General features: G+C 31.6%; 23 protein-coding genes. 9 read left to right on the top strand and 14 right to left on the bottom strand.

Features of this window, described 5'->3' with window-relative positions:
• Positions 1 to 254: 254 nt before the first annotated feature.
• Together folE and LG649_RS00695 are read right to left on the bottom strand one after the other, a co-directional pair.
• Positions 255 to 917, bottom strand: a complete 663-nt coding sequence (folE, locus tag LG649_RS00690) for a GTP cyclohydrolase I FolE (RefSeq protein WP_226539828.1) — start codon at positions 915 to 917, stop codon at positions 255 to 257.
• Positions 914 to 1,321: a MerC domain-containing protein gene (locus LG649_RS00695; RefSeq protein WP_226539830.1), complete on the bottom strand. Its 408-nt coding sequence runs from the start codon at positions 1,319 to 1,321 to the stop codon at positions 914 to 916. The genes folE and LG649_RS00695 overlap by 4 nt, the downstream gene beginning before the upstream one ends.
• Before the next feature lie 81 nt (positions 1,322 to 1,402).
• Between LG649_RS00695 and LG649_RS00700 the strand changes: the two genes are divergently transcribed.
• A complete protein-coding gene (locus LG649_RS00700; protein ID WP_226539832.1) occupies positions 1,403 to 1,783 on the top strand; it encodes a Fur family transcriptional regulator in 381 nt (126 codons plus the stop codon).
• Here the strand turns inward: LG649_RS00700 and LG649_RS00705 are convergent, their stop codons facing one another.
• The 3 genes from LG649_RS00705 to LG649_RS00715 are packed head-to-tail and all read right to left on the bottom strand — an operon-like array spanning position 1,784 to position 3,672.
• Positions 1,784 to 2,212, bottom strand: coding sequence for a DUF4268 domain-containing protein (locus tag LG649_RS00705; RefSeq protein WP_226539841.1), 429 nt, complete (start codon positions 2,210 to 2,212; stop codon positions 1,784 to 1,786).
• Positions 2,213 to 2,254: 42 nt separating this feature from the next.
• The gene (locus tag LG649_RS00710; RefSeq protein ID WP_226539843.1) at positions 2,255 to 2,929 is read right to left on the bottom strand and encodes a ZIP family metal transporter; all 675 of its coding nucleotides are present in this window, start codon (positions 2,927 to 2,929) and stop codon (positions 2,255 to 2,257) included.
• Between the two features lie 11 nt (positions 2,930 to 2,940).
• Entirely contained in the window at positions 2,941 to 3,672 is a 732-nt protein-coding gene (locus LG649_RS00715) for a class I SAM-dependent methyltransferase (RefSeq protein WP_226539851.1), read from the bottom strand.
• Positions 3,673 to 3,866: 194 nt separating this feature from the next.
• On the opposite strand from LG649_RS00715, the gene LG649_RS00720 reads away from it, so the two are divergent.
• Positions 3,867 to 5,021 (top strand): THUMP domain-containing class I SAM-dependent RNA methyltransferase, encoded by a 1,155-nt coding sequence (locus LG649_RS00720; RefSeq protein ID WP_226539853.1) that lies wholly within the window; start codon positions 3,867 to 3,869, stop codon positions 5,019 to 5,021.
• A 187-nt stretch (positions 5,022 to 5,208) separates the two neighbouring features.
• Here LG649_RS00720 and LG649_RS00725 read toward each other — a convergent pair whose 3' ends face one another.
• The 8 genes from LG649_RS00725 to LG649_RS00760 form a co-directional block, all read right to left on the bottom strand.
• Positions 5,209 to 5,832, bottom strand: a complete 624-nt coding sequence (locus LG649_RS00725; protein ID WP_226539855.1) for a hypothetical protein — start codon at positions 5,830 to 5,832, stop codon at positions 5,209 to 5,211.
• Between the two features lie 363 nt (positions 5,833 to 6,195).
• Positions 6,196 to 7,134, bottom strand: coding sequence for a hypothetical protein (locus LG649_RS00730; protein ID WP_226539857.1), 939 nt, complete (start codon positions 7,132 to 7,134; stop codon positions 6,196 to 6,198).
• 254 nt (positions 7,135 to 7,388) lie between these two features.
• Positions 7,389 to 8,123, bottom strand: coding sequence for a DUF4435 domain-containing protein (locus LG649_RS00735; protein ID WP_226539859.1), 735 nt, complete (start codon positions 8,121 to 8,123; stop codon positions 7,389 to 7,391).
• Between the two features lie 2 nt (positions 8,124 to 8,125).
• Positions 8,126 to 9,187 carry an AAA family ATPase gene (locus LG649_RS00740; protein WP_226539860.1) on the bottom strand — a complete coding sequence of 354 codons (1,062 nt, stop codon included), beginning with the start codon at positions 9,185 to 9,187 and terminating at the stop codon, positions 8,126 to 8,128.
• A 145-nt stretch (positions 9,188 to 9,332) separates the two neighbouring features.
• Positions 9,333 to 10,241, bottom strand: coding sequence for an NAD(P)/FAD-dependent oxidoreductase (locus LG649_RS00745; RefSeq protein WP_226539869.1), 909 nt, complete (start codon positions 10,239 to 10,241; stop codon positions 9,333 to 9,335).
• 145 nt (positions 10,242 to 10,386) lie between these two features.
• The gene (locus tag LG649_RS00750) at positions 10,387 to 11,703 is read right to left on the bottom strand and encodes a DUF3500 domain-containing protein (RefSeq protein ID WP_226539871.1); all 1,317 of its coding nucleotides are present in this window, start codon (positions 11,701 to 11,703) and stop codon (positions 10,387 to 10,389) included.
• Positions 11,704 to 11,779: 76 nt separating this feature from the next.
• The gene (locus LG649_RS00755; RefSeq protein WP_226539872.1) at positions 11,780 to 12,466 is read right to left on the bottom strand and encodes a LytR/AlgR family response regulator transcription factor; all 687 of its coding nucleotides are present in this window, start codon (positions 12,464 to 12,466) and stop codon (positions 11,780 to 11,782) included.
• Positions 12,463 to 13,512 (bottom strand): sensor histidine kinase, encoded by a 1,050-nt coding sequence (locus LG649_RS00760; RefSeq protein WP_226539880.1) that lies wholly within the window; start codon positions 13,510 to 13,512, stop codon positions 12,463 to 12,465. The genes LG649_RS00755 and LG649_RS00760 overlap by 4 nt, the downstream gene beginning before the upstream one ends.
• Before the next feature lie 169 nt (positions 13,513 to 13,681).
• Here LG649_RS00760 and pyrR point away from each other — a divergent pair, with 169 nt between their 5' ends.
• From pyrR to LG649_RS00785, 5 genes are all read left to right on the top strand, one after another.
• Positions 13,682 to 14,221 carry a bifunctional pyr operon transcriptional regulator/uracil phosphoribosyltransferase PyrR gene (gene pyrR / locus LG649_RS00765; protein WP_226539882.1) on the top strand — a complete coding sequence of 180 codons (540 nt, stop codon included), beginning with the start codon at positions 13,682 to 13,684 and terminating at the stop codon, positions 14,219 to 14,221.
• Positions 14,222 to 14,286: 65 nt separating this feature from the next.
• Complete coding sequence (locus LG649_RS00770) at positions 14,287 to 15,216, top strand: aspartate carbamoyltransferase catalytic subunit (RefSeq protein ID WP_226539884.1); 930 nt, start codon at positions 14,287 to 14,289, stop codon at positions 15,214 to 15,216.
• A gap of 4 nt (positions 15,217 to 15,220) precedes the next feature.
• The gene (locus LG649_RS00775) at positions 15,221 to 15,553 is read left to right on the top strand and encodes a ribonuclease Z (RefSeq protein ID WP_226539886.1); all 333 of its coding nucleotides are present in this window, start codon (positions 15,221 to 15,223) and stop codon (positions 15,551 to 15,553) included.
• A gap of 2 nt (positions 15,554 to 15,555) precedes the next feature.
• Positions 15,556 to 16,032 carry a DUF3291 domain-containing protein gene (locus tag LG649_RS00780; RefSeq protein ID WP_226539888.1) on the top strand — a complete coding sequence of 159 codons (477 nt, stop codon included), beginning with the start codon at positions 15,556 to 15,558 and terminating at the stop codon, positions 16,030 to 16,032.
• Positions 16,029 to 16,934, top strand: coding sequence for a ribonuclease Z (locus LG649_RS00785; protein WP_226539890.1), 906 nt, complete (start codon positions 16,029 to 16,031; stop codon positions 16,932 to 16,934). Before LG649_RS00780 ends, LG649_RS00785 begins: the two co-directional genes overlap by 4 nt.
• Here the strand turns inward: LG649_RS00785 and LG649_RS00790 are convergent.
• Positions 16,924 to 17,355: a hypothetical protein gene (locus LG649_RS00790; protein ID WP_226539892.1), complete on the bottom strand. Its 432-nt coding sequence runs from the start codon at positions 17,353 to 17,355 to the stop codon at positions 16,924 to 16,926. The two genes, LG649_RS00785 and LG649_RS00790, sit on opposite strands and share 11 nt — an antisense overlap.
• Positions 17,356 to 17,442: 87 nt before the next feature.
• Here LG649_RS00790 and pdxH point away from each other — a divergent pair, with 87 nt between their 5' ends.
• Both pdxH and LG649_RS00800 read left to right on the top strand, forming a co-directional pair.
• Complete coding sequence (gene pdxH / locus LG649_RS00795) at positions 17,443 to 18,090, top strand: pyridoxamine 5'-phosphate oxidase (protein WP_226539893.1); 648 nt, start codon at positions 17,443 to 17,445, stop codon at positions 18,088 to 18,090.
• Positions 18,091 to 18,260: 170 nt separating this feature from the next.
• Complete coding sequence (locus LG649_RS00800) at positions 18,261 to 18,755, top strand: CAP domain-containing protein (protein WP_226539895.1); 495 nt, start codon at positions 18,261 to 18,263, stop codon at positions 18,753 to 18,755.
• Positions 18,756 to 18,760: the final 5 nt, after the last annotated feature.

The raw sequence follows: 18,760 nt of genomic DNA on the forward strand, positions 1-18,760 counted from the left end.
GTATTAATAATGGCTTTTCCGCTTAAATCTTCATAAACGCCATTACTGGCTCTATCGCTTACGGTTATTATTCCTATTTTAATGGATTGCATAGTTGCTGTTTAATACACAAAGTTAAGCATTTGTTGGTGCGAAATTTTCAATTGGCCAAGAATCTGTATTAGGAAATAGGTTGTTTTTCCAAAGGTTTACTTCGTTATCGGTTAGTAAACATTTATTGAGTTGTGCTATCATGTTAAAATAAGTTGGTTAATTTATGTTGATGAATTATTAACAATACCGAAAAACTCGTTTCGTTGTAGTTCGTTGTTAAACTCGCCATCATATTCAATAGTTGTGGTAAAACTATCTTTGTCTTTAATGCCTCTGGAAGATACGCAGAGGTGTTTTGCAGAAATCATTACAATAACGTCTTTGGTGTTTAAAACCGCTTGCAGGTCTTTTAAAATTTGAAGCGATAAACGCTCTTGCACCTGTGGACGATGGGCATAGTAATCTACCAGCCGGTTAATTTTAGATAAGCCAATAACTTTATCTTTAGGGATGTAAGCAATATGCGCATGCCCAGTAATTGGTAAAAAGTGATGCTCGCAGGACGAATCGATAGTAATGTTTTGTTCTACAAGCATTTTTTTATACTTGTATTTGTTTTCAAAAATCGAAAGTTTAGGTTTGTTTTTTGGGTTTAAGCCATAAAACAACTCTTTAACGTACATTTTTGCAAAGCGGTATGGCGTTCCAGATAAGCTATCGTCGGTTAAATCTAAACCTAACTCTTCCATTATTTTTGCAAAGTGATGTTTTATGTTTTCTATTTTTTCGTCATCACTTTTATCAAAAGCATTTGGTAGTAAAGGCGTTTCTATGTTTGTAGAGATATGGTTGTCTCCAATGTTTTCAATTAAATCTTTATTCATTTTTTTGTGCAGCATTTATCGGTTTTGCATTGGCAATAATTCAAATTATATAGGTGTAAAATAACCAGTGAAATAGCAACTATATACATAACCATTTCAGGTATGGCTAACCATTCTATTTTTTCATTTATTATTAAGATAAAAAGTAGGCTCCAAGACACCCAAAGCCCGTTTTTTATACTGTTATTACTTGATGTTTGAGTAGAACGATACACCGCAAAAAACGAAATAACTATAAATATAAAATCGATGGTGTGCCACCAAGTAGGAACTGCCTCTGAAGCGCAACAAGCAGCAACAGTAGTTTGAGCCATAAATAAAAACGGTGTAGCTATGCAATGTATTAAGCAAATAGAGTTTGCTAAAGCACCCAACGTATCGGGTTTTTTAATAGAAATGTTCATTTAAATTTATATTAATGCAACTAAGTTGTAAATATAAGTATTAAGTTTGTTAATGCAACTAAGTTGTATTAAATTTGTAATATGGGAGTTGTACGCAAAACACAATCGGTTAATTTGGTATTAAACGCATTTAAGGCAGAAAATAAAGCTATTTCTGTAATAGATTTGGTTGATAGATTTAGCGATAAAATAAATAAAACCACAGTGTATCGTGTTTTAGATAGGCTAGAAGACGATGGCGTTTTACATTCCTTTTTAGGAGTTAACGGTATAAAATGGTATGCGCCCTGTAAAGATTGTAGCGAGCACAAGCATACCGATGTGCATCCGCATTTTCAATGTACCGATTGCGGAAAAATAGATTGTTTAAATGTAGATATTATAATACCAAAACTACCCAATAGGGAAGTAGCAGGCGCTCAAGTATTAATTCAAGGAAAATGTGAAGCTTGTTGTAATTAATTAGCCTTCAATAACCTCTTTATATTCTTCAAAAAAGGCTTCGAATAAGCTCATGTTTTCATTAAAAAACTCCATAACTTGTTGCCAGGTGTTTTTGTTGTGTATAGAAACCTTTTCTTCTAAAGGCACGTAAATTCTAGAAATTTCTTTGTGGTTTTCAAGAAAATATTCTTCTTCGTAAATGGCGTTTGGTAAATAATCGTCGTGTAAAATACTTTTTAAGGCTACTAATTTTTCCCAGTATTTAATTCTAAATTCTAAATCGTCTTCAACATCAAGCGCTACTAAAGCTTTTTTAGTATCAAAATGAAATTTAAAGCTAAAGCCTTTCAGTTTTGTATCGTACAAAATCCATTTCCTCGGAAAAGATTTTCCGAAGCTAATCCAAAAGTCTTGTCGTAATTTTCGCGATTCTTCTTTACTAAACATTTAAAAACTCTCTTTTTCGGTATTTTCCGCGAAAGCGGTAACTTATATAAAATAGGCTACTGTAACCCCTAAAATAATGGCTACAAATTTCGATAAATTAAATTTATGTCCGTCGCCACTTTCAAACAAAATCGTAGTACTAATATGTAAAAATATACCAATAACAATAGCGTTTATAGCGCTTACCGTGTCGTGATTTAAGTTGGCGGTGTTCGATATTAAAGTGCCCAAAGGCGTCATTAACCCAAAAACTACTAAAAACAAAATACGCTGTGTTTTACTAAAATGCGACTGTAACAAAAACAGTGTAATCATTGTTGCAATGGGAATTTTGTGCACTAAAACCCCAAGCACCATGGTGTTGTGATCGTGTATAGGGAAGCCTTCTAAAAAACTATGAATACATAAACTAATAAATAATAGCCACGGGAATGTACTGTCGTTTTTATTTACATGTACATGTCCATGCTCTGCGCCTTTAGAGAAAAGCTCTAAAACAATTTGCAGTAAAATACCGCCCATTATTAAAAGGCCAGTAAATTTGGTGTCCAGGTGATGGTAAACTTCTGGTAGTAGCTCAAATAAAGTTAATGCCAATAAAAAGGCACCACTAAAAGATAATAATAATTTATTGTTCCAAGACTTTTGATTTTTAGTAAAAAAAGCCAAAACAATACCTAAAATAACAGCAATAACAGGTAAGAGAAACTTAATCATTTAACTTAAAATTATTTAAATATCATAATTAAACGTTCCGATTGTTTTACATCGAACTTATTTAATTTATAGTCACCAAAAGTATCCAATAAAAAAATATTTGCCGCTTCAAACAACGCTTCAAAATCTTTTAAAGTAAACCCACGCACACGCTCTTGAAAATTATAGTTTTCGCCTTCGTGTGTAAAACTAATATCTTTAACAATATAGCCATTATCAACAAAACGCTTTAAATAAAAGGTAATATCATCAACGGTTTTAACCTCTTCTGGTACTAAATTATCAATAACAAAATCGCTATTCATAAAATCGATAACCCCAAACCCCGTTTCGTTAAGGTTGGTTTTAATGGCTTTTAAGGTTTTAAGGTTATCCTCATCGTTTTCAAAATACCCAAAACTAGTAAACAAGTTAAAAACAGCATCAAAAGTTTCGCCAAAAGGTTGGCACATATCATGCACTTTAAAATGTAGGCTGCTATTTTCAAACTGTTTAGCAAAAGCAATACTATTTTCGCTTAAATCGGCACCCGTAACGTTGTAACCAATACTGTTTAAGTATTTAGAGTGCCTGCCTTTGCCGCACGCCAAATCTAAAATTTGTCCGTTTTCGGGTAAATTAAGGTAATTGGTAAGGTTATTCATAAAAACCTCGGCCTCTGTAGTATCTCTATCTTTGTATAGCGTGTGGTAAAACGGGGTGTTAAACCACGAAGTAAACCATTTAGTAGTTTGTTTTGTCATAATTTTTTGGAGGTTACCACGCTTAGGCGCGGTCAGGCTTTCCGTTATATCTTTTTATTTAGTTCGTTGCAATGCTTATTGCATTACACCAACCTAAATAAAAAGGATGCCACTGCAATCCTTAACCTAAATATCAGTAAACTTTATGTTTCGGGCAAAATTACATTATTTTTGCAATGTATTTTATATAAACTATGGAAGAAAACTTTAAAATGATAGCCAAAACCCTTTTTGGCTTCGAAGATATATTAGAAAACGAGCTTATACAGTTAGGCGCGCAAAACATAAACAAAGGTGTGCGAATGGTATCGTTTGTAGGCGATAAAGGCTTTATGTACAAGGCAAACTTAGCGTTGCGTACGGCTATAAAAATTTTAAAGCCTATACATTCGTTTAAAGTAAAAAACGAAAACGATTTATATAAAAACATTTACGCCATGGATTGGAGCCAATACCTAAAATCCAACGGTACCTTGGCTGTAGATGCTACCATACACTCCGATTTGTTTTCGCATTCCCTATTTATAGCACAAAAAACAAAAGATGCTATTGTAGATAAGTTTCGTGAAACTACCGGCGAGCGCCCAAGTGTAGATTTAAAGTTTCCCGACGTTAAAATAAACGTACACATTAGTAAAAACCACTGTAATATTTCGTTAGATACCTCTGGCGATTCTCTGCATAAACGCGGTTATAAAACCGCAACCAATATTGCGCCTATAAACGAAGTGTTGGCAGCAGGATTAATAATGCTATCTGGTTGGGATGGGCAAAGCGATTTTATGGACCCCATGTGTGGCTCGGGCACCATGCTAATAGAAGCGGCTATGATTGCCTGTAACATACCACCAAACTTAATGCGCAAAGAATTTGCTTTCGAGCGTTGGCCAAATTGGGATGTAGAATTATTTGAAAAAATTGAAGAATCGTTGCTTAAAAAAACACGCGATTTTCATCATAAAATAATAGGTTACGATAAAGCACCAAGTGCTGTAAAAAAGGCACAAATAAATGCAGAAAACGCCCAATTAGACGATTTTATTACCGTAAAACACGAAGATTTCTTTAAAACCCAAAAAGGCGGAAACGAAAAACTTCACATGGTGTTTAACCCGCCCTACGGCGAACGTTTAAATATTGATATGGAATTGTTTTACAAAAACATAGGCGATACCCTTAAACAAAGTTACCCAGGTACCGATGCATGGTTTATTACCAGTAATTTAAATGCTTTAAAACATGTTGGTTTGCGCCCTTCGAGAAAAATACAACTGTACAACGCTAAATTAGAATCGCGTTTGGTAAAATATGTAATGTACGAAGGCAGTAAGAAGGCTAAATTTAATTAGTTGGTTTTTGGACTTTTGTTGCTTATCGGGCTTGACTATGAGTAGTTGCGTGTTTTGATACGGACTTTTGCAAGTACACAACAAGCTGAAAATTCCCTAGGAATTTTCAGGATAAGACTGTAATAGCAATTGTTGGTAGTAGTAATTATTTTACAATTTCTGATTTTATCAAAAAAACCTCTTATAGTCATTCTTTTATTTCAATTAAAGGATCTATGTCAAGTAGTTCAGGAAGGTCAGGTGGTTGAGCATAGCTTCCTTCTATTGATCCCATACATTCTTTGCCAGTTGTTTTGTCTATAAAGTATTTTCCAAAGGCTATTTCATTATCTATGTAAATACTATACATATTAGCATTCTCAATAATTTTATTATTGAATCCAAAGCGTGGTAATCCAAATGCTTTGATAACAAAATCAATTTTCTCTTGTTCTTCGATTGTTGGTAAGTAAAAACGATCTAATCCCCAAGTATCAAAAGGAAAAACATTCTGGCTGATTAAGTCAACTTCAAAGTCGTAAATTAAATTTTCATCCTTTTTGTCATAAGGGGTAAATCTGATTATTCGTCTGTAGTTAACGATTGTTTTTTTTGAATTTTCCCATGTTGTGATTTCATATAATAAAGGGTTAAATACAAAATCAGGATATTTGGAAGCAATAATTTTATTGGCTTGATTTATTAGTTCATTTTTATTCAATTTAATTGTTTTTTTAATAGAGTCCTCTTTACTAATTATTTGGTCTATTGCATTTTTTTGAGCATAGCTTGATAAACTAAGAATAAGTAATAATATAGATAGCCTTGTCATGTTCATAGCTTTAATTACTGCTAACTTTATTGATATAACACCTGTTATAATGATTTATATCAGACGATAAGCAAGTTCGCCTTTTTCCATTAAAAAGAAAATAGATATATACGTTTTTTTAGTTATTTGTTATTTAAAATAATAAAATAAACTAAGCGAAAACAGAATCTTGTTTAGTAAAATATGTAATGTACGAAGGTAGTAAGAAAGCTAAGTTTAATTAGTTGGGTTTGATCTCTGTTATTGTTGGTTGCTTGGTTTAACAATTAACTTTACAAGTACACACCAAACTATAAATCCGCAAGGATTTTCAGAATTAGTCGGGAACAAGCAATTAATTATACTCAATGTTGTATACCGTTTTTATTCACAATTTAGTATTTGTGGAACATATTTTATTATTTCATCTGTAGTCGACAAGATGTTACTTGTTCGTCCAAGACCTAGAACTCTAGATGTGTTAAAAACTAAATCATCTGTTGTTATAAGTGGGTTTACCGAGCGAATAGATATAATTTGAGGTCTAATTTCAATATCATCATCATAAATTTTAGACTTGATAGTCGCCATTGCTTGCATTGCACTTTGTATTGATGCTGAACTAATTTCTGATGGCATTGGTAGTAAAGTTGTTATTTCTCTTGATTCTATTCCTAAAACGTTAACACTCAAAGAACCACTAACTTCGTTTCTACTCGCGGCAAAACCAATAGCAAATAAATCACCAAGATTGATTCCGCTCTTTTTAGTTTCTATTGATGCAACTATTCTCAATCCAACACCAACTCTTGCATATGAATAAATACTCAGGTTTTCTAATTGGATATTATTTTTGGCGTAATTTAAAGTATCGACAACATTTATTGTTACAAACTTAACATAGTCCATTGTTACTTGATAGCTTGTGTTTTTTGCTGAAATTGCAGCAGCTCCTTTTAATGAAAGACCACCTTGTTTAGTGATTTCTGAAATTTGAATTTCGACAGTTTCATTAGGTAATAGGTCAACAATTTTTTTATTCGGGATATCAGAAAAATAGATATTTCTGTCTTCTCTTGAATAACAAGTGTCAGTTTTGACTGCATAATTTTTGAGTTCTTTTTTCGAAACTCCAGACATTAATTTTTGGAAATATTCATTCGAGAATTTATAGTATGCTATTGGATAAACATAATTTATTGGGTCAACAGGTCTAAACCCTACACTAGACATTAAATCGTCGGAAGGATTAACTTTTTCTTGTGCTTTGGTATTAGAATTAAATGCTACTAGAAGGATTAATAGAAAAATAGTTTTATTCATATTGTTGGTTTTTTAAATGGTGCATAGCTATATTAATATAACGTCCGTTTTAGTGACTTATATTAGACGATAAGCAAGTTCGCCTTTTTCTGTTAAAAAGTAAATAGGTATATATACTTATTTTTTAGTGATTTGTTATTAGAATAGAACAAACCACGCGAAAATAGAATTTTGTTTGGTAAAATATGTAATCTATAAAGGTAGTAAGAAAGCAAAGTTTAATTAGGATTAGTTTGTGTTGCTTATAGGTTTTGTTATGCGTATAGTCTTGTTTTTAATTTTTCTATTATTGAATTTATTGAATCACTTCGGTGCATTTTATAACAATGCTCTAGAAGGGACTTTTTGTTATGTTTTACGTCCCTATTTTTTGCACTCAAAAATCTAATTAATAAAGCGAAAAGAGATTTGCCTCTAATTAGTACATCATACTCATTTTGCAAATACTCGATTGTCTCTTCACTTGGACTTTCAAAGTTGATTTCATTTAAAAAATCCTGCTTAAGATTTTGAGCGTCACATAGAACCTGGTTTGGGTGATTGGCGAAGTTGTAAATTAACTTTTTCTGAAATTGTTCAATTTCAAATGCGTAATATGTTATAAAATTTCTAATAGCTTTTCTAAACTTTACATTTTCATTTATATCAAGTAATTGTTCTATTTTCTGTCCTTGATATAAGTCATTTTCTATCGAATAACCTTTTGTCCAAATAATTTCTTCAAGTTCCAAAGGTGTTTCTTCATAAACAAAAGAATCTTTATCTGCTATGAATACAGTTTTAATGTGATTAAATTCATCTCTTCTTTCAAAAACCTTTAATAGTCTGTCTCTTCCGCCACAAGACAAAAAATTGGCGTTTTGAATTCCAATTTCTTCTTCAATCCATCTGTAAATTAGCATGTCGTCTTTACCTTCAACCAATACAGTTGTTAGAGAAGAGCGTTTCAATGTCTCAACGATTTCGTCTTCAGTTAAATGTAAATTCATCCTTATTGACCTTTATCGTTAGACAGTATTATTTCCTTGTCTGAATATTTTGAATATATAAAAGGACTGTGAGTTGCCATGAAGAATTGATTACTATTCCCTTGATTTAGAAGGGTAGGGACTAATGTCCTTTGCCAATCAGGGTGTAGGCTTAATTCTGGTTCATCAATAAATATAGTGCTGTTCTTTGTGAAGATATTATAGCAAATAAAACTTAACATTTGTTTTTCCCCTGCTGATAGTTTTTCTGAAGCCACAGAGTCACTTACATCCCCAAATGTTAAATTACTTAAATGAATTCCTTTATGCTGGAAAATAGTTGTGATTAAATCAGATAAAATTGTGAATGGCTTAAACAATGAGTTCCTTTCATTTTCCATTCCTTCAATATCATTTTGAATATCGTTTAATATAGAGGTTTCATCCTTTGTTCTATTTTTTATTTTGGCAATAATTGAATCGGATTTCTCTTTTTGCATTTTATTGATTTTGCTGTTGATTTCAGCATATTCTTTTGTCAAGAGTGAAACGATATCGTCAGTTGAGATTGAAGCTACGAATTTCTGATTAAAACTAGATAGTCTTTCCGAAAACTCATTCATTGCATCTTTCAATGAGTCGGAATGAAACCGAGGGTCATGTCTGTCCATTGAAAAACCACCTTCAATTCTTCTAAAAGTGGGAAAGAATACAGTTGGAATGCTCTTATTCTGTATTTCATGAAACCTCTTTTGATAGCGAGGGTGCATTCTAAACTCAAAATTTCTTAAGTCCTGTTGACTTAATGACCAAGTCGGGTCATTATTGAAGTTAACTGAGATTTTTTCTGAATTTGAATCTTGTTTAATAGAGATTCTAAATTCAGAAGTTGTTAATTCAGCATATTCGAAAACAATTTCTCTTATCAAACTCACAATTCTCCCTGAATTTAGAAACCAAATTAGTTTCAATATAGTAGTTTTACTTGAACCATTTTTCCCTGTTAGTAAATTTAAATCTGGTTCAAACGAGAGGTCTAAGTTTGTTTTATTATTTAATTTCTTCACAATTAGTCTTTCAATCATAATTTTTCGTTGTTTTCTGCTTACGTCTAACTTTATTGATATAAATTCCGTTTTAATGACTTATATCAAGCGCTAAGCAATTTCGAGTTTTTCTGTTAAAAAGTAAATACGTAGTTATACTTATTTTTAAAGCCTGTAAGGTATTTTAAAAAGCTTCATTAATTAAAGCATTATTTGCAGCAGCACCTGCAATAGTTCCTGTAGATACGGCATAAGATACGGCTCGAAATGGGCTAGTATTATCTCCGCAGGCATAAATACCAGCAATGGTGGTTTGTTGCATAGTATCTACTTTTATAAAATTTTGTTCTGTAAGCTCGCAACCTAATAGTTTTGGTAAGTTGCAATGTTGCTCAACATTTGGTTTTGCATAAATGGCTTTTACAGAAAAAGCGCTTTCATTATTAAAAATAATAGCTTGGAGTTGCCCATTTTTATGTTGTAAATGGCTTATTTTATTTTCTATAACTTTTATGTTATGCTTTGCTATTTTTTGGTTTTGTTCGTTGGTTAAAGTGGAGGTGCCGTTGGTAAAAATGGTTAATTTTTTGGTCCAGTTTGTAATAAGTTGTGCATAGTGAAATGCCATATCTCCGTTGGCTAAAATACCTGTGGCTTCATGTTTTACTTCGTAACCATGGCAATATGGGCAATGTATTACTGTTTTTCCCCAGCATTTTGAAAACCCAGGAATGTTTGGCATAATATCTTTTAAACCTGTAGCAAATATTAGTTTTTTTGCTGTAAAGGCATCGTTGTTTTGTGTAATTATTTCAAAACCTTCTTGGTTTTGTTTGGCTTTTATAGCTAAACCATCGTAAAATTTTATTGTTTTGTAAACACTAACTTGCTGTTTGGCAACGGTTGTAATTTCTAGAGGTGTTTTACCATCTTGAGTAATAAAATTATGCGAGTGTGGTGTAGCTTTATTACATGGGTTTTGGTTGTCTATTACTAAAACACGTCTTAAAGCTCTACCTAAAGCCATTGCAGCAGATAGGCCTGCGAAGCTTCCGCCAATAATTATAATTTCAAATTTTTTTATGTGTGCCATAGCTTTATTTTTATTACGATATTTTAAACATTATTTAATTATGTTTAAAAGTAATAATTGTATTAAAAAAAACGAGTAACTTTTCGTTACTCGTTTTACAATTCAAACAAAACAAATTTTAAAAAATTTGTAAAAAAACATGAATTTAACCATGATTGTGAGAGTAATCGTGGTTATGATGCTCAGGTATTAAGCCTTCAACTGTGTAATCAAATTTAATAGTACTCAGGTTATGGTGATCTGCCAATGCATAATGTTCTAGCAATGTTCTAGGGCCACCATTATTAATTATTTGTGCAAATATGCCGTAATCTCCACCATTATCTGTGGTTGGGTTGTTAGGTATTCTGGTTATGGCATGCACATGGTTATAATCTGCAATAGTATTTTCGTTGGCACCAGTAACATCTTCGGTGTTAAATTCTGCCCATAAATAAGGGTTGTAAACACGGTAATAAAATTGCGATGTTGTAGATGGTGCTTCGTCGTAAACAAAAGCAAAATAGGTATCATCTAAATTTGCCGAAATATCTGTCCACCAATCATCTGCAAAGGTATCGGTAAGGTTGTAAACATGTTCTTTCATTAAGGCAATTACATTGGCTTGAGTATCAGTAGACATATCTGAATATTTTAAACCTGTTGTAAAGCCAGAATAATCGTAAGTACCACGGTATGGGTCTGGATCGCCAGACATATCTGCAGCGCCAACTCTTAAATCTCTGTCGGTTGTGCTTATTAATGCCGAAGAAAGTTCGGTATCTGTCATGCCGCTGTAAAGGGCAATAGCTAAAGCTTTTTCGTTTTCAAAAATGTTGTAATCAATACCATTGTAGGTTTCTTCGGCAGGCTCGCCGCCCATAAAAGCAGGAACCATAGATACGTTATCGCCGTGTACTAAAAAGTTTATAGCACAATGGTGGCCATCTAATTGAAATCCCCAAGAACCACTAGTTTCTGGATCGCCAAACATATCGATAGAGTAGTAGCCTGGAGACCAAGCATCCATATTACTGCTATCTTCTAGCCAACCTTCTGCTAATTCTGTAATTTCGTATACTTTTTCGTAACCTTCTGCACTTAAAAATAACTGCAGCATTTCTTTAAAAGCTGTAAGTTGTGCATCGGTTAAATCGTTGTAAATAATACCATCTCTGTTTGTACCGCTGGTATTTGGTGTGTTGTGCCAAAGGTAGAAGCGCTCGTTGTCTAAACAATTATCTGCTTCATCTAAAAGTGTAGAAGATAATGAGGCTCTAAAATTAACCATGGCTTCTCGCATGGCTTCAATTTCGGTGTCTGTACTTTGGTCTACTTCACCATCGGTTTCACATGCTGTAGTGGTGTCATCATCATCGTCATCGTCTGTTGATGAGCCACTATCGTCACTTCCGCAGGCTACAAATAAGCCTAGAAATATCATTAATAAAAATGATTTTATCGTTCTTAAATTTAAATGCATATATCTTTTTTTAGTGAAAATACTAATGCTTAAAATGAAATGAAATAATTTGCGATTAACCTAGGTTATTTTGCGGTTAAAATAAGTTGTTGAAATTTTCTAATTGTTTTTTGTATTTGTTGCCAATAGGTAGCTCTATAAAATCTAGTGTAATTTTATCTTTTTCTATAGATTTAATTCGCGTTGTAGAAATAATGAACGATTTATGAATACGAATAAAATGTTTGCAATGTATTTTTTTTAAAACATTGGTCATGGTAGATCGTGCCACGATATTTTTGTTTGAATCTAAGTGAATTTTTACGTAGTCGTTCATGGCTTCAATATACTTAATATCAGACAGTTTTATTCTGTTTAATTTATAGTCGGCTCTAATTTTAAGGTATTTGTGCTCGCAGTTTTCATCATCTTCTTTGTTATCTTTAACACGATTAATGGCTTCAATAAAGCGCTCTTTAGAAAATGGTTTTAGTAAATAATCTGTTGCATTAACATTAAAACCCTCAACAGCAAATTCGCTAAAGGCTGTTGTAAAAATAACATGAACATTTTGGTTTAAAGCTTTATAAAAATTTATGCCATTTACATTGGGCATTTTTATATCTAGAAAAACAACATCTACAGGAAAATTATTTAAATATTTTTTTGCCTTGGTGGTGTTGGTAAACGTTTTTACCAATTTTATATACTCAATGGCATTACAATATTCTTCAATAATTGTTAATGCAAGTGGTTCATCATCAATGGCAACAGCTTTAATCATTCTAAGTTTAGGTCTAAATTTACTTGATACGTTTGGTTTTCTTTAGCGATTACTAATTTGTGTTTATTTGGGTAAAAAAGGTTTAATTGGGTTTTTGTGTTGCTAATTCCTTTTTTAGTAGTAAAAGGTATATTGGGGTTTACAATATTGTTTTTTACTTCTAAATTTAAATTATTGTTTTTTATTATTAAACTTATAGCTATTTCTGAACTATTTTCGGTGTCTGAGCCGTATTTAAAGGCATTTTCTACTAAACAAATTAAAATAAATGGCGAAACTTTATAGTTTTCAAAATCGCCAGTAAAATGTGTTGTTATTTTAGTTTTATTAGTTAATCTTAGTTTTTGTAAATCTATAAAAGCATTTATTATTTGTACTTCTTTATCTAAATTTACAAAATTGTTGCTACTTTCTGTTGTTGCATAACGCATTAGCTCAGATAGTTTTAAAATAGCATTTGGGGCGTCTTCAGACTTTGTTAGTACTAACGCATATAAACTGTTTAAAGTATTAAATAAAAAATGTGGGTTTATTTGTGCCTTTAAATAAGCTATGTCTGCTTTAAGTTTTTCGTTTTTTATTTTATTTGCTTGTTCGTTAACTCTTAAAAGAGCCGATAAAAAAAATACGCCTAAAAATTGCATTAAATGGCTGTCTTTTGATATTAAATGACTTAAAATAGGATGGTTTCTTATATATTGAAAATCTGGATTATGCATATACCTTGGCAGGCGATAGGCTTTTTGCAATCCACTAATTAAGTTATTGTTAATTACAAATTTTGGAATTTCAAGTACTAAAAAATAGCACATTAGTCCGGTTAAAAATAAAAACACCCATTGTTTGGTGATGTAAAATTTGGGTATAACAAAGTAGTAACTAAAAAAGAAAAATAAGGCTAGTAAAAAATAGCTGATAAAATTTCGTAAAAACGGAGCAAATTTAAACATAGCCCAACCTTTTACAATATCTGGCGATGTAAAAACAGGAATAGTAAGTAACCCAAACCCTATTAAAATGTTTATGAATAATTTTTCATTTTTCATAATGTTGCTATTCTTCATTTTTACTTTAACAAGCCTAAAAAAGTAAAACGGTTAATTACTTTATTATAAGAATTATAACTTTTTTTGCTGTGAATGTATTAAATATCTATTTAAATTTACAATAAAAAAATTAGTACTTTTGTAAGCCAAAAACAGGATTCTTGTATTTATGAGTCATAAAGTGTTACTTAACGAAAAAGAGGTAAACATCATTCTTCATCGATTGGCTTGTCAACTTATTGAAAAACATGGCAAATTTAAAAATACTGCTTTAATTGGTTTACAACCAAGAGGTGTGTATTTAGCCGATAGATTAGCAAAAATATTATCTGAAAATTATAACATAAAAAACATACCATTAGGTTATTTAGATATAACGTTTTTTAGAGATGATTTTAGACGCGGCGAGAAACCTCTTGAAGCTAATAAAACAAAAATTAACTTTTTAGTTGAAGATAAAAATATTGTTTTTATAGATGATGTTTTATACACCGGAAGAAGTATTCGAGCAGCACTTACGGCAATTCAATCTTTTGGAAGACCAAATGAAATTGAACTACTTACATTAATAGATAGGCGTTTTAGTAGGCATTTGCCTATACAACCTAATTATAGAGGTAGGCAAGTAGATGTAATTAACAATGAAAAAGTACGAGTAAATTGGAAAGAACGCGATAACGAAGATTCTGTTTACTTAATAGAAAATTAAAATATTAACTAAAGCTATGTGTTGTAAATAATAAACACGCAAGTTTTAAATTTTAAACCAACGTAATGAGCGAGTTAAGTGTAAATCACTTGTTAGGAATAAAATATCTTAATAAAGCAGATATTAAACTTATTTTTGAAACAGCCGACCATTTTAAAGAAGTTATTAATCGCCCTATAAAAAAAGTACCATCGTTACGAGATATTACCATTGCCAATTTATTTTTTGAAAATTCTACACGCACCAAGTTATCGTTTGAATTAGCAGAAAAACGATTATCTGCCGATGTTATAAATTTTTCATCAGCTCAATCTTCAGTAAAAAAAGGAGAAACTTTAATAGATACGGTAAACAATATTTTATCAATGAAGGTTGATATGGTTGTTATGCGTCACCCCAACCCTGGGGCAGGTGTGTTTTTATCAAAACACGTTAATGCAAGTATTGTAAATGCAGGCGATGGAGCCCATGAACACCCAACACAAGCTTTACTAGATTCGTATTCTATACGCGAAAAATTAGGCGAAGTAGGTGGTAAAAAAGTGGTTATAGTTGGAGATATTTTACACAGCAGAGTAGCTTTGTCTAACATTTTTGCCTTACAATTACAAGGTGCCGAAGTAATGGTTTGTGGGCCAAAAACTTTGCTGCCTAAATACATTAACGAACTAGGTGTAAAAGTAGAAACTAACTTGCGCAAAGCGTTAAATTGGTGCGATGTAGCCAATATGTTACGTGTGCAAAACGAACGTATGGATATAAGTTATTTTCCATCAACACGAGAGTACACTCAACAATTTGGTGTAAACAAGGCATTGCTAGAAAGTTTAGATAAAGAAATTACAATTATGCATCCCGGGCCAATAAATAGAGGGGTAGAAATTACTAGTGATGTTGCAGATTCAAATCAATCTATTATTTTAGATCAAGTACAAAATGGAGTAGCCATAAGAATGGCTGTTATTTATTTATTAGCTTCAAAAATTAAACAATAAGCTCATGATTATAGATCAAAACGAAAATATTACAGTTATTACTCAAGAAAGTGCAACAATTATTGAGTTAGTAAAAAAAATAGAAAGCTTATACCCTAAATTTAAAAACAACAATATTATAGTTGATTTAAATACGCTGAAACCAATTTCTTTAGAAGAAATTATTGAGTTTTTACAACTTTCAAATAAACATCGAGGAGCAAAAAACTCTTTTGTTATAGTAAATAAAGGAATTGATGCAACCAAAACTCCAGATGAAATTATAATTGTACCAACGCTACAAGAAGCTTACGATATAATTGAAATGGAAGAAATGGAACGCGATTTAGGTTTTTAAATATGCAGCATTACAATCTTGCTCAAGTAAATATTGCTAAATGTTTAGCACCTTTAAACGACCCAATTATGCAAGGTTTTGTAAATAATGTACAAAAAATGAATGCTATTGCAGACCAAAGCGAAGGATTTATTTGGCGTTTACAAGACGAAGATAAAAGCGAGGTTGCTCAAATATTTAAAGATCCAACACTTATTGTAAATATCTCGGTTTGGAAAAATATAGATAGCCTGTTTAATTACACTTATAAAACCGAGCATGCCAATATTTTTAAACATAAAAACAAGTGGTTTAGTAAAATTAAATCAAACCACATGGCTTTCTGGTATATACCAGAAAATAAAATACCAACCTTACAAGAAGCCAAACATAAGCTAGACTACTTAAATAAAAACAACTCTACACCTTACGCTTTTACTTTTAAGGATAAGTTCTCGGTTACAGATTTTATTAACTATAAACCTATAATAAAATTATGAGGCTTACCATTTTAGGCTGCTATAGTGCCACACCACGTACTTTAAATAACACAACATCTCAGGTGTTAGAAATTAACAATCATATGTTTTTAATAGATTGTGGAGAAGGCACACAGGTAGAACTACGCAGGCATAAAATAAAGTTTAACAGAATAAAACATGTTTTTATTTCTCATTTACACGGCGATCATTTTTTTGGGTTGGTTGGCTTAATTTCAACATTTAGGTTGTTAACTCGTGAAGCCGATTTACACATATATGGCCCTAAAGGAATTAAAGAAGCAATTACTTTACAGTTAAAGTTATCCGATTCATGGACTAACTACAAATTATATTTTCATGAATTAACATCAAAAAAATCTGAATTAATTTTTGAAGACGATAAGGTTGAAGTGCATACCATTCCGCTAGATCATAGAATTTATACTAATGGCTATTTGTTTAAAGAAAAACAAGGGCAACATAAATTAAATTTAGATGCAGCTCAAGAAGCTAATGTAAATGTTGCTTATTACAGAAAATTAAAACAAGGTTTTGATGTAAAAAACGAAGATGGTGTTTTAATTGATTATAAAACTGTAACATTTCCAGCCGAATTGCCTAAAAGTTATGCCTTTTGTAGCGATACCAAATATAAAGAAGATATTGTGCCTATTATTAAAGATTCTGATGTTTTGTACCACGAATCTACGTTTTTAGATAAACACGCACATTACGCTGAAAAAACAAAGCATGCAACCGCAAAACAAGCAGCAACTATTGCAAAAATGGCAAATGTTAAAACTTTAATTTTGGGGCATTATTCTACAAGATATAGTGATTTATCAGTTTTTAAAAATGAGGCTAAAGAAGTGTTTAAAAATGTTAAATTAGCCGATGATGGTAAGGTTTTTAACTTTTAAGAGTTGTTTTTTTAAACTCTTTTAAATTTTTCACCCAACAAATACCTTCATCTAAACTCGTACAACGCTTCAAACTTTTTTTTGCAAAGTGTTTTTCTATTGATGCGTTCATAAAAGTAGCATTGTTGTATATAATTATAGCACTAGCTACTACAAAATCAAAAGTTTCTTCCCATAGTGTCCATATTTGTGGATTTATTGAGTAATCGTTAATGCGATGAGATATGTACGCCAGTTTAGTATTTTTATCATAAAGAGCTTCAACATTCATTAGCATACATTCAATTTTATCCCAATCTACATGTTGTCCTTCAAAAAATTCACCAATCACCATTTTATCTGCTAAGTAAAAATCACCAAAAGGTAGAGTAAGTTTTCTAGTATTCAGTTCTTTATAGTAAACAGAATCTTCAAATTTCATATATTAGTATCTTAAGGGAGCTAAAAATAGAAATTCTACTTAAAACTAAACTATTTTATTCTTATAATTTTCATTTATTTTGTAACCATGGATGCAGATTTAAGTAATTACAGAAAGTCTTACGAGAAAGGAACTTTACTATTAACAGAAACACCAGAAAATCCCATTGAACTATTTCAAAGATGGTTTTTTGAGGTAGATTCTTTTTTTGTTGAAGACGAAACTAACGCTATGACCTTATCTACAATAGGGTTAGATGGATTTCCAAAAAACCGAGTTGTTTTATTAAAAAAATACACTTTTGAAGGGTTTATATTTTATACCAATTATAACAGCGAAAAAGGAAGAGCTATTGCTAAAAATCCCAATGTATGTTTATCCTTTTTTTGGCATGGTGCAGAACGACAAATTATAATTAAAGGAAAAGCCGAAAAAATTGCAGAAAACTTAAGTGATGGATATTTTGAGTCTAGGCCACGTGGCAGTCAACTAGGGGCATTAGTTTCTAACCAAAGCGAAATTATTGAAAGTAGAGATTTTTTGGAAAAAAAATTGAGCGATCTAGAAAAACAATTTGAAGGCAAGGACATTGAGCGACCTTTACATTGGGGCGGATACATTGTTAAGCCAATAGAAATGGAATTTTGGCAAGGTAGACCTAATCGTTTACACGATAGAATTCGCTACACACTTCAGTCTGATTATAATTGGCAAAAAGATCGATTATCTCCTTAATAAATCGATGTAAGACTTGTTTTTGTATTTTGACTTAAAATTTCATCGATTAAAAACGATTTTTCACCGACAAAATGCGCTTGCTTCATCGATTTTAACATTTAATTAACATTCGTTTTCTAGGATGTAGGTTATTTTTATAATCCCGAATTAATAAACTTAACCTACAAATGAATTCGTTTTACAAAGTAACGTTAGTGTTGCTATTGCTTTTTAGCAGTCTAACATCATGCACATCAGAGTCTATTGATGATGCAGATAGCTTAATTATTCCAGAAGAAACACTGGTAGCAAAAGACATTGAAGTTGAGATTTTAAGCTTAATAAATCAACATCGTAGCAATTTAGGCTTGTCTTCTTTAGATGATATGTCTATTATTAAATCCGTAGCTTTTAGCCATACAGATTATATGGTAGATGTTAATCAAGTTTCTCATGCAAATTTTTACACACGTAGTGCTTACTTAAAAGAAAATGCTGGAGCACAAACCGTAACCGAAAATGTTGCATACGGATATAGCTCTGCAGAAGCGGTTGTAAATGCATGGTTGCGCAGTGATTCTCACAAAGAAAATCTTGAAGGCGATTTTACCAATTTTGATGTTTCAGCAGAAACAAATGCAGATGGTCGTTGGTATTTTACCAACATATTTATTAAAATTTAAATTCT

Origin of the sequence: Neotamlana laminarinivorans (assembly GCF_020523925.1) — a bacterium.
In the GTDB taxonomy this organism is placed as follows: Bacteria; Bacteroidota; Bacteroidia; order Flavobacteriales; family Flavobacteriaceae; genus Neotamlana; species Neotamlana laminarinivorans.

Excerpts from the sequence above, each read along its gene's own strand:
- LG649_RS00800 (WP_226539895.1), top strand. The coding sequence starts at position 18,261 with ATGAATTCGTTTTACAAAGTAACGTTAGTGTTGCTATTGCTTTTTAGC.
- LG649_RS00695 (WP_226539830.1), bottom strand. The coding sequence starts at position 1,321 with ATGAACATTTCTATTAAAAAACCCGATACGTTGGGTGCTTTAGCAAAC.
- pyrR (WP_226539882.1), top strand. The coding sequence starts at position 13,682 with ATGAGTCATAAAGTGTTACTTAACGAAAAAGAGGTAAACATCATTCTT.
- LG649_RS00780 (WP_226539888.1), top strand. The coding sequence starts at position 15,556 with ATGCAGCATTACAATCTTGCTCAAGTAAATATTGCTAAATGTTTAGCA.
- LG649_RS00730 (WP_226539857.1), bottom strand. The coding sequence starts at position 7,134 with ATGAATAAAACTATTTTTCTATTAATCCTTCTAGTAGCATTTAATTCT.
- LG649_RS00770 (WP_226539884.1), top strand. The coding sequence starts at position 14,287 with ATGAGCGAGTTAAGTGTAAATCACTTGTTAGGAATAAAATATCTTAAT.
- LG649_RS00725 (WP_226539855.1), bottom strand. The coding sequence starts at position 5,832 with ATGACAAGGCTATCTATATTATTACTTATTCTTAGTTTATCAAGCTAT.
- LG649_RS00745 (WP_226539869.1), bottom strand. The coding sequence starts at position 10,241 with ATGGCACACATAAAAAAATTTGAAATTATAATTATTGGCGGAAGCTTC.
- LG649_RS00775 (WP_226539886.1), top strand. The coding sequence starts at position 15,221 with ATGATTATAGATCAAAACGAAAATATTACAGTTATTACTCAAGAAAGT.
- LG649_RS00760 (WP_226539880.1), bottom strand. The coding sequence starts at position 13,512 with ATGAAAAATGAAAAATTATTCATAAACATTTTAATAGGGTTTGGGTTA.
- LG649_RS00790 (WP_226539892.1), bottom strand. The coding sequence starts at position 17,355 with ATGAAATTTGAAGATTCTGTTTACTATAAAGAACTGAATACTAGAAAA.
- LG649_RS00705 (WP_226539841.1), bottom strand. The coding sequence starts at position 2,212 with ATGTTTAGTAAAGAAGAATCGCGAAAATTACGACAAGACTTTTGGATT.
- LG649_RS00785 (WP_226539890.1), top strand. The coding sequence starts at position 16,029 with ATGAGGCTTACCATTTTAGGCTGCTATAGTGCCACACCACGTACTTTA.
- LG649_RS00715 (WP_226539851.1), bottom strand. The coding sequence starts at position 3,672 with ATGACAAAACAAACTACTAAATGGTTTACTTCGTGGTTTAACACCCCG.
- LG649_RS00720 (WP_226539853.1), top strand. The coding sequence starts at position 3,867 with ATGGAAGAAAACTTTAAAATGATAGCCAAAACCCTTTTTGGCTTCGAA.
- LG649_RS00750 (WP_226539871.1), bottom strand. The coding sequence starts at position 11,703 with ATGCATTTAAATTTAAGAACGATAAAATCATTTTTATTAATGATATTT.
- LG649_RS00735 (WP_226539859.1), bottom strand. The coding sequence starts at position 8,123 with ATGAATTTACATTTAACTGAAGACGAAATCGTTGAGACATTGAAACGC.
- folE (WP_226539828.1), bottom strand. The coding sequence starts at position 917 with ATGAATAAAGATTTAATTGAAAACATTGGAGACAACCATATCTCTACA.
- LG649_RS00740 (WP_226539860.1), bottom strand. The coding sequence starts at position 9,187 with ATGATTGAAAGACTAATTGTGAAGAAATTAAATAATAAAACAAACTTA.
- LG649_RS00755 (WP_226539872.1), bottom strand. The coding sequence starts at position 12,466 with ATGATTAAAGCTGTTGCCATTGATGATGAACCACTTGCATTAACAATT.
- pdxH (WP_226539893.1), top strand. The coding sequence starts at position 17,443 with ATGGATGCAGATTTAAGTAATTACAGAAAGTCTTACGAGAAAGGAACT.
- LG649_RS00710 (WP_226539843.1), bottom strand. The coding sequence starts at position 2,929 with ATGATTAAGTTTCTCTTACCTGTTATTGCTGTTATTTTAGGTATTGTT.
- LG649_RS00700 (WP_226539832.1), top strand. The coding sequence starts at position 1,403 with ATGGGAGTTGTACGCAAAACACAATCGGTTAATTTGGTATTAAACGCA.